6 protein-coding genes and 2 pseudogenes are annotated in these 9,312 nt (G+C 58.7%); 4 read left to right on the top strand and 4 right to left on the bottom strand.

The features are described 5' to 3' along the window. Positions 1 to 83: 83 nt before the first annotated feature. Positions 84 to 872 carry a methyltransferase domain-containing protein gene (locus tag ACZYOF_RS39910; RefSeq protein ID WP_463719177.1) on the bottom strand — a complete coding sequence of 263 codons (789 nt, stop codon included), beginning with the start codon at positions 870 to 872 and terminating at the stop codon, positions 84 to 86. 322 nt (positions 873 to 1,194) lie between these two features. Here ACZYOF_RS39910 and ACZYOF_RS39905 point away from each other — a divergent pair, with 322 nt between their 5' ends. Together ACZYOF_RS39905 and ACZYOF_RS39900 are read left to right on the top strand one after the other, a co-directional pair. After that, the gene (locus ACZYOF_RS39905) at positions 1,195 to 1,362 is read left to right on the top strand and encodes a transposase (RefSeq protein WP_130580467.1); all 168 of its coding nucleotides are present in this window, start codon (positions 1,195 to 1,197) and stop codon (positions 1,360 to 1,362) included. 1,357 nt (positions 1,363 to 2,719) lie between these two features. Next, a complete protein-coding gene (locus ACZYOF_RS39900) occupies positions 2,720 to 4,306 on the top strand; it encodes a porin (protein WP_463719176.1) in 1,587 nt (528 codons plus the stop codon). A 204-nt stretch (positions 4,307 to 4,510) separates the two neighbouring features. Here the strand turns inward: ACZYOF_RS39900 and ACZYOF_RS39895 are convergent, their stop codons facing one another. Further along, positions 4,511 to 5,740 carry a c-type cytochrome gene (locus ACZYOF_RS39895; RefSeq protein ID WP_463719175.1) on the bottom strand — a complete coding sequence of 410 codons (1,230 nt, stop codon included), beginning with the start codon at positions 5,738 to 5,740 and terminating at the stop codon, positions 4,511 to 4,513. 30 nt (positions 5,741 to 5,770) lie between these two features. Then, positions 5,771 to 5,986: pseudogene (locus ACZYOF_RS39890) on the bottom strand (GMC oxidoreductase); the annotation flags it as partial. 321 nt (positions 5,987 to 6,307) lie between these two features. Here ACZYOF_RS39890 and ACZYOF_RS39885 point away from each other — a divergent pair. Together ACZYOF_RS39885 and ACZYOF_RS39880 are read left to right on the top strand one after the other, a co-directional pair. After that, positions 6,308 to 6,490, top strand: a complete 183-nt coding sequence (locus ACZYOF_RS39885) for a hypothetical protein (protein WP_130580458.1) — start codon at positions 6,308 to 6,310, stop codon at positions 6,488 to 6,490. An 816-nt stretch (positions 6,491 to 7,306) separates the two neighbouring features. Continuing rightward, positions 7,307 to 7,413, top strand: a pseudogene (locus tag ACZYOF_RS39880) (ATP dependent DNA ligase); the annotation flags it as partial. A gap of 406 nt (positions 7,414 to 7,819) precedes the next feature. Here ACZYOF_RS39880 and ACZYOF_RS39875 read toward each other — a convergent pair. Beyond that, positions 7,820 to 8,302 (bottom strand): hypothetical protein, encoded by a 483-nt coding sequence (locus ACZYOF_RS39875; protein ID WP_130580455.1) that lies wholly within the window; start codon positions 8,300 to 8,302, stop codon positions 7,820 to 7,822. Between the last annotated feature and the right edge of the window lie 1,010 nt (positions 8,303 to 9,312).

Genomic DNA, 9,312 nt, shown 5'->3' with positions numbered 1-9,312 from the left:
CTTGACAGAGCTTGCTGCCCGGCCACTGTTAGCCACCATGGGATCGACACCAATGTCCGGCTGATAAAACAAACGACTGCAATTCACCCTTCACAGAAGTCTCTTACACAAAATATCTGACATTCCCTACTGAAGAAGTATCTTCCTGCTTCGCTCAGACGCTCCAACTCGCCGTGCCACTTGTTCAGATCATCAGTCAGAACGTCGTTTTTCTGCCCAACGAAGTCCCGAATAACCTGTGATAAGCCCTTACTGTAGCTATCCTCATCATATTGCAGATTGAGAATGGGAAAGACGGTTGCACCGTCAAACCTAAATCCTGCATTGACCAACCTGTGCGCCATGGATCTTGGGAGACGCGGATGAGCGCAGTGCGCCTCCCATGACCTCATGATCAAAGCCATTCTTTCTGGATTTTCAGAATGCCACACGACGGCGTCCCAATCTGTTGCCACAAAAAGTGTGCGGCCATCCGACTTCAGGACGCGAAATGCCTCTGAAAGCACGCGGTCAACGTCAGGAACGTACTCGGCAACTTGCGTACATACAACGACATCAAACGACCCGTCTTCCTGATCCATTTTCGTCGCGTCGCCAACGGCATATGAAAGCCAGCTAGAAGGTTTTCGTCGATTGCAGAAGGCAATCAAATCGGTCGAAATATCGATACCGACGACGGCACCATGAGGCCCGACGAGTTCCCCCATGCTTTCGCACAAATAGCCCGGGCCACATCCGATATCCAAAACACTCTCACCACTGGACAAATTGAGTTGCCGAATTGTTTCCGACCGCTGTGCGGCGACGTCCTTCGCGAGGTAGTTTTTTTCGAGCCGCTTGGCGTTTTCTTTCGTGTATTCGAGCCCTCTCATCTTCGCCTCCACCGTCAAGGTGCTATTGAAACTCGCAAGCTAGGGTAAATCAATGGTCGATAGGTCACCTGCGTGTGAACCGGTGGAACGGGTCGATGCTGTCGAAAAAGGGCTTGAGAAGCCAAGCGTGCAGTGTTGCCTAGTTAGGCGGCGGCAGGCGAGTCGGTGATGATGGGATGGCGGGACCGGGGCCAGCGGCAGCTCTCTTACGAGTTTAGCCTGGACGAGATGATCCCCTGATCACCTGTTGCGGCGGATCACTGCGTTTGCGACTGCGGTTCTGGCCGATTTGCACCAACGTTAAAGGCGTTTTACGGGCGACATCGGCCGGCCCTCGGTTGATCCCGAGCTGATGATCCGGATGCTCCTGGTCCGTTATTGCTTCGGCATTCGCCATGAGCGCGGGCCGCGCCAGGAAGGGCATTGCACCTTGCTTACTGCTGTTCCTGCAAGCTCGTCAGGCCACGCCGGCATCCACGAATCGAATTAGATTTCGATTTACCCATGGATGCACGACACGAATTACGAATATCTTCTGTCGATGACCATGGCCATCACGGTAGCAAAATTTGCCCTTCGCATCTGGGCGAACTCAGGAAGAGCTTAGACGCCAGCGTGCAAGGCACGAAAGCGCGCATTAGACCTAGGGCGCCGCCCGCTCGGCCGCCATCTGCGATGGCACGCTGCCGACGGCTGCGTCGCTATACGCATTCTCGTCCGCGTCGGAGCCTGAGAAAGGCACGGGCCTGCCGTAAAGCTGTTCAGCGGCCGCGCCCGCAAAAACGGGAGCCCTCGAAGGTGACGTGGTACGCGCAGCTTCGTCTCGATCTGCGGCCGCCCTCCCTGTGGCCGCGACTTCCAACGCCAGTAGCACCGAAATCCGGCCCGATGCCAATGCACGAGCGTCTCGGGCCGGATGATCGTGAGGACCTGCAGGATCGATGGAAACCAGCGATACAGCTGAATGAAGAACCAGCGATCATCGTTGGTGAGCCGGACGCGACCATGCAGCCTGCGCCTCAGGACAATCAATTGATGTCTGAGCGCCGCATTCTCTGCTTCAAGTCGACTCTTCGACTTGAGAGGCGAGGCCAAGACGGCCGGTACGAAACAGAGCAGTCCGATCATTCTTCCAGAATAGGCGATTCCGCCACTTCATCAATACGGATAAGGTTTTTCGGTACACACAGGTGGGCGAATTTCCGATTATCGACAAACCATTCCGTATGTCAGATTTGGCGGCGCGCTTGACGTCAATCCTGCACGAAGGATGAGATGATCTCCTGCCGTCACTTTCTTGCTGCGCATAGCGCCACAACGAGCTTTACCGGGACGCCGGCGAATCTAAGCTGTACTTCCTTCACACTTGACGTAGAGCCCGGTTCAAAAACCTCACGCAGCGGGCGCGGCAGTCGACGAGCCTTGGTCCGCTGCCGGTCAAACTGAAAAGAACTGAGGCGAGCAATGCTAGCCGCTCCGCCCTCGAATTGGGACATCGCCCGATGAAGTAGCCGAATTCGCATTTGGCCAATACCCGAGGTGAGCGATATTTCCCGAGCATAAGTGTGGGCGCCCCGGCGCAAGCCGAAATCGCCGTCGATCGTCTCATGGAATAGCGGATCGAACCCATTCGCGGCGACGTCAGCTACAGCATTGATCCGGCTTCCAGGGCTGCTTTCACAGCATGCGTTTCGAAGCGGCGCTCGCATGCGTTGCGAAAAAGTCACAGTGCGACATGAACCCGTTAGCGTCACGTCGCCGCGCATTGTACGACATGCTTCCTGCGCTAAAAGTATGGGGCATTCGATTTCCGAGTGGACGTACGGGTCTCACGGCGGAGGCCGGTAATGGCGACAACTCGAATCCTTATCCTCGGTCCAGCGGCGGGTCTTTTGCTCGCAACCAGCGGAGCCGCGGGCGCCGACCTTCCGGTCAAAGCGAAGCCCATCGAATATGTGAAGATCTGCTCAGCTTACGGCCCAGGCTTCTTCTTCATCCCCGGTACCGACACCTGCATGAAGATCGGCGGCTATCTCCGGGTCGACACCACATTCAACGGCGGCATACAGGGTACGCCTCCCTGGAACGCCGACGCAGGACAACATAACCGCTACTTCGACTACTTCGCCGCCCGCTCCCGCATGCTATTGTCAATCGATACCCGCACCGCCACAGAATATGGCGTGGTCCGTACCTTCGGGCAGGGCCGGTTTACGTTCTCTACGCTTGGCAACAACACCTTCAATCCGAACTCGATCAACGGCTCGCTGCCGGTCGCAGGCTCGCAGTTGCTCGAAACTCCCGGCGGCGGCTTCGTTTCGATCCAGTACCTCTTCATCCAGTTCGCAGGCTTCACCTTCGGTCAGTCCGCCTCTGCCTACGCGTCGCCTTGGCAGGGCTACCCCGGCAACATCACGGACTTCCTGCTCGGCGGCCAGAACACTGATACCGGCGTCCAAAACATCCAGTACACCGCGGATTTCGGCAACGGAGTGACCGGCAGCATCGGCCTCGACGATCCGACGGTGTGGGACCGCACGGCGGTTTACAACCTGTCGCTGCCGCTGAACGCCACGCTGAACACCGGCAACGCTTATGCCGGCGTCCATGCGCCCGATGTGGTCGGCAACATCCGCGTCGACCAGGCCTGGGGTCTGTTCCAGATTTCCGCCGCGGCGCATGAGGTCAATGCCTCCTACAATGTCCTGAACGCCCTTGGAGCGCCAGCGGGCGCCGTCGGCCTGCCAGGCGCGGCGCCGACCGGAGCATCCGAGCTTTCCGGACATCCCGACACCTCGTGGGGCGGCGCGGTGATGGCGGCGTTGCAGATCAAGAACATCCCGACCGGTCCCGGCGACGACATCAAGATGGACGCGAGCTATTCCAAGGGGGCGACGAAGTACGTCATCTCATCGGCTTCAACCTCGCCGAGCTTTGCCATCTTCGGCAGCGCCAGCGCCTTCGGCGCCTATCAGAGCATCGGGTTCGGTGCGACGACCGATGCCGTCTATCTGCCGGTCGCAGCCGGCGGCGACGGCTCGCTGCATCTGACGGAGGCCTTTGGCGTTCGCGGGGCGTTCAACCACAACTGGGACCCCTATTGGTCGTCGAGCCTGTTCGGCTCGTATGTGGCCGTCCGCTATGACGGCGCGGCCAAAGCCTTCATGTGCGCGAACTACACCACCCCCGCCAAGGCAGTCAGCGCGGATTACGTCTGCAACCCCGACTTCAACCTGTCGCAGCTTGGTGTCATCACCCGCTGGACCCCGGTCAAGAACCTGACTTTCTCCGCCGAATTCATGTGGTTCCACCTCGATCAGAAATTCCAGGGCTCCGCGGTCCTCGGCACTTCGGCCCCCAAGCCTACCGCGCGCTACGAGTTCAAAGACCAGGACACGTTTCACCTGCAGCTTCGTGCCCAGCGGAACTTCTGAGGCTTTTTTCAGCGAATAGACCTGACAAGTCTCGGTATGTCTTGATTTAGGCGTCGGTAAAAACGGGGCATTGGACAGCTAAAGCAAGATGGCTGACGTCCGTGGCGTGGGGACTGCAACATCGGTATGTCCGATTGATTTACCACAGGTATGGCGAGCGCGCTCGGTCGATCCGCCAAGGTTCGAACGCAGCGGTGCTCGATGTTATCGAGACACGCGGCCACGCAGCGTACTGACGTCCGTAGACTGGACTGCTGACGCGGCATTTCCCCAGGTATTGCGAACATAGGTCAGGACGTCCGCGATCTCTGTGTCACTGAGATTCCAACCGAAGGATGGCATGGCGGGTGCGGTCGGGGCAGCTGAAGTGGCGACAGCGCGACTGCCGATCAGAACGACGCGAATCAAGGAGGTCGGATCAGTGGATTGGACCAGGGGCGCTTGTGCCAGGCGCGGGAATAGGGTTGGAACGCCCGCGCCGCTAGAAATGTGGCATGGCGCACAACGGTTCTCATAGACTGCCTTGCCCGCCACCATGCGTGTGTCATCGTGCGCCAGCGCAACGGCCGTGTTCGGGCCTCGAGGAGCACGATCCTTCAGATAGGTGGCGATCGCGAGAAGATCGGCATCTGTCATATGAGAGGTGGAGTTCTCAACGGCCTCGGCCATCGGCCCGAACGCAATGTCAAAAGAGTTGGCACCGGTCTTAAGATAGCGGACGATGTCTTCCGTGGACCAATGACCGATGCCCATACGGGGATCCGCGGTCAGATCCGGCGCATACCAATCCTGCAACAATGCGCCCTGCAAGGCTTCTCCACCCCGATCGCCGCCCGTGATGTTCTTCGGTGTATGACAGGTACCGCAATGGCCGAGGCCTTCGACCAGATAGGCCCCACGGTTCCACACATCCGACTTTGTCGGATCGGATTGAAACACCCCGGGCTTGAAATTGATCAAATCCCAGGTGGATGTTGCCGGTCGGCGGACATTGAACGGAAACCTGAGCTGATTCGGCTGAACCTCGTTGTGCACCGGCTCCAATGTGCGCAGATAAGCCCAGATCGCTGATACGTCCTCGCGAGTAACCTTGGTGTAGGCGGGACACGGCATTGCCGGATAGAGGCGAACCCCATCCCTACCAATCCCCTCATGCATCGCCCGCCACAAATCCGATTCGGTCCAGGCACCGATTCCCGTCGCAACATCCGGCGTAATATTTGGACCGAGCAATTTTCCGAATGGCGTCTCCAGCGCAGCGCCGCCAGCAAAAGGCTTACCGCCCGGCGCGGTGTGGCAACCGGCGCAATCGCCGAGCACGGCGAGATACCGGCCGCGCTCGATCTTCTCGAACGCCTGGTTGTCTTCCGCCGCGCGCGCGGCAGTCAGGCCGATCCCGCAGGCCGCGAGCGCAAGAATCATCAGATTGCGCATTCTCATGCCAATACCTCGGAGTGCTGGCCGTCAAATCTGCACGAGCGAGCCGGGACTCTTCAGGTAGCGGTTTACGATCGCGTCTGCCGCCCAATAGGCGAGTGCGCCCACGGTATCCGTGGGATTATATCCGGGGTTCTGCGGGAAGGCCGTGGCACCCATGACGAACAGGTTGGGCACGTCCCAGCTCTGCAAATAGCGATTGAGGGCGCTGATCTTGGGCTCGACGCCCATAATGGCACCGCCGCGTTCGCTTGGCGTTTCAGTTCGAGAGCGGTCAGATCAGTTTCTCACTGCCGGTTCTCTTGGACTCCCGTGGATTTGACGACACCGAAGTCGTCGAAGTTGCGAAGCAAGTTGTATGACGTTTTCAGGCAGCTCTGCAGTCAGTGCGGGGGGGCAGTTGTCGGATGACGAGCGTCGCGAGCTCGCAAGGATCAACGCGCGGTCAGCCTCGTAGGCTCGGCGGTCGCAATGGCGCAAAGAGGTGAACGACCCGACGAGACGCGACATGAAGGCTGCTATTGACCACTGGAATGTTGACGGTCAGGAGCGCATATAGGCTGTATGGCCAAACTTCCCGCGATGCGCATGCTTGAAGTGACGCTGATTGCTCTTCTCCCGCAGAAGTGGGAGTGGCAGGTCTGGGAAGCCGACATGCTGTTGATGAGCGGCCATGAGACTTCGCGGGAAACGGCTCAGATCGAAGGGAATAGCGCCCTGTTCTACTTGCTTCGGTGTCCGATTTGACCATTCGAAGCGCCTGACGCGAATTTATGTCGACTCCCGGCTGAAATGGGTGTCTAGTCGCTTACATCACCGCCCGGCCCATGGCTTCTATCGGTGATGAGAACGCCCGTTGCGCTCCCGCCCAATCACACAGGGAGCACCGCTGTGCCGGTTCGGCGACGTTTCAAGCTGTCATCATCCACATTCGAATTCCGCCTAACGCAAGAGGCGATCAACTTGCGCAAACAGGCTGAAGGCATGCCCCGAAGCATTCGCCGCGACGAGCTTCTGCGGAAAGCACGCCAGATAGATGTCGCCTCTCAAGTCAACAAGTGGCTGACTTCGCCAGGAATGCGTGCTCCGACTTAGAATTTGCGCGACAAATACTAGGCACCACTCGCCTGTTTATGCGCGCTCTTGCCTTAAAGCGACCACGGCACGTGATCCTATCGCCTGGCAAGAAAAAATGTGACGATCTCGAAAGCAAACAATTGACGCGAAAGGAAGCGGGCGTGGACACCGCCGTGACGCATTTAATCTCTGTCATGCTAGTTGGTTTTGGCGGCTGGATAATTGCTGTTTCACCGGTTCAGTCCGATATGTTCCCAATTTGGTTTGCTCTCGGTGCCTTTACTATCGCGATCGGGCTAATCAGCGCTCTCGGTGAGCGGCACTCCCGGTCGCGACCCTCGCGCTGATGAAAGCCGGCTCGGCGATCATCGGCGGCGAGATTTTCGCCCCCGTCAGCGAACGGTACCACCCATCTCTCGGTCCCTGAAGGCGAAGCCGGTCAAGATCGTGCTCGTGGCCGCCAGCCTATGCGAAGCGGATCGCGCCGGCATCTGGGTTGAGCCGAAGCTGCTCGCCGAGATCGAATACCGGGCGAAATCGGCCGAGGGCAAGGTGCGGCACCCGTTCTCAAGGGACTGCGGGAGGACCTCTGAGGATGACGTGGTGCATTCGCTGCCACAACTGCCGCTGGGTTTGCGCGGGTCATCCGACGAAGCCCTGGCTCGGTCGGCTGGCCTGCAACTGCGGTGGTGCCGGAGCGCCCTGCCCATCGTGCAATTCGAGGAATGACGACGCTAGCCGGCCCGAGGTGCCTGAGGGCTACGAGGCAGCGGTGACGAAGGATGATAACCTTGACTGAAGTAGCTTGTGCCAGCTAGCGGCCCGCGCAAGCGGCGTTTGGAACGCTTGACGATCTCGAGCTGAGACGGTTCCAGAATTAACCTGAAATCGCAGCATCTGCTTAATTCGGGTATTGTGCTGCGGGCGGGAAAACTCGGCACTAGGTTGCCGGTATGCCAAATCGCAACCGCCGCAAAGAACCGCCATCACTGCCGTGGATCAGAGACGATCTGCGGGCCTAGTATGAAGAGGTTCTTCGCCTGCGAGCCAAGTTGAAACGGTTGTTTGCAAAGAAGACGAGTGGCCAATCCAAGCGCAGCCAATCCAAGCGACGTCTAAGCCACCACTAAATTGCTGTGTGGTCTGGCAGCGGCTGCTGGCCACCACCATTCCTGCTGCCGCGGTAATTGCGTCCACGACGAGCGCCGAAACAACTTCGGAGCCGGCCTTGAAAAGCTGCGTACCAATGCGACGTCGCCCTTCGGCGATGCGATCGATATCACCGTGCAATTTCAGAACATGTGGAATTCGTATCGCTGCTTCAACACGCCGGTCCATATCGGTCATCAGACTGCCGGCAACGGAGCGAACGGTTGCTTGATCTATGGATCGTGGGTGGAAATTGGTTTCGTATGAACACCCGGCGCGTAGATGGCGTTCGACCAGACCTTCGCCATCCGCCGCTCCATCGAGGATGGTCATGAGCTTAAGAGAAGGCGCCGCGGCCATCGTGATTAATACGGATGGTCGCTTTCTCATGCAATTGCGCGACGAGCCGATCAACCCAGCACGGAGGGCGCGGGTTGGTCTCCCTCCGCGATGCGGCGAACTGCATCACCGCCCTCCCCCCAAAAGGAAACCAGCGCTCCGGAATGGCAAGCCGCGATTGATGCCCTCATCTTGGTGGCTGACCTCAATGGCCCCACCATGTTCGCGCGCATCCGCATCACGAAGGCTTTGAACCGCGAGCACGTTCGCCAGTTCAACCCCGCACGCAAGGATCACCACCGCGGCAAGAGAAAGCTCAAGAGGCACCAATGACCGTGTTCGTCATGTCGATACCAGCAAGCAGGTGGCGACAAAGATCACATCAAGATATTCGCCAACCAGGACGCCGGGGAGACTTGGTTTCAAGCGAATGACCCCGAAGGCGTGGCGTTCGAAATCCGTCGTTCGAATGAGCCCGGCCGAAGCAACCACCGGCTGGTCGAAACCGGCTTAAGGGGCGACAGCGGAAAAGCGCAGCAGGAAGTAAATCGCCGTCACAGTGAGCAATTACCCGATGGCGACTCGCGTCACCGCGGCCCGTCAAGGTTCCCGACCGCTGAGAAGAAGGGATGCGTGAATGTGGAGATCAGCTTTTGCAATCGCTGTCAGCGCCTGCATGATGTCTGGTGCGGCATCGGCGCAGGACATTCTTATGCCCCCAGAAGATCGATTCCATGACCAGGAATTGCGTCTACAACAGCGCGTTTATTCTCAGGGCGCCGTCATTTGCCTCGGCGGGGGGCGGGGACTCCAATGCAGCAGCAGTTGGATCGCTACTCAGGATGCCGCTGCCTGCAAAGACCAGGTCCCCATACCGCCCGGTGCCGTCGCGAACTTGGTTGGAATTTGTCCGTCGCGAGTCTCCGGTGAACGGATGATATCTGCTCAGGCGGCAAGATCAACCGGCTGAGCAATGGGCTTGCTGGCGAGGGTCTGCCAGCCGT

The organism is Bradyrhizobium sp. LeoA1Lang, from assembly GCF_055413685.1.
The sequence above is the reverse complement of the archived record's forward strand: the minus strand, read 5'-3'. Positions and strand labels throughout refer to the sequence as shown.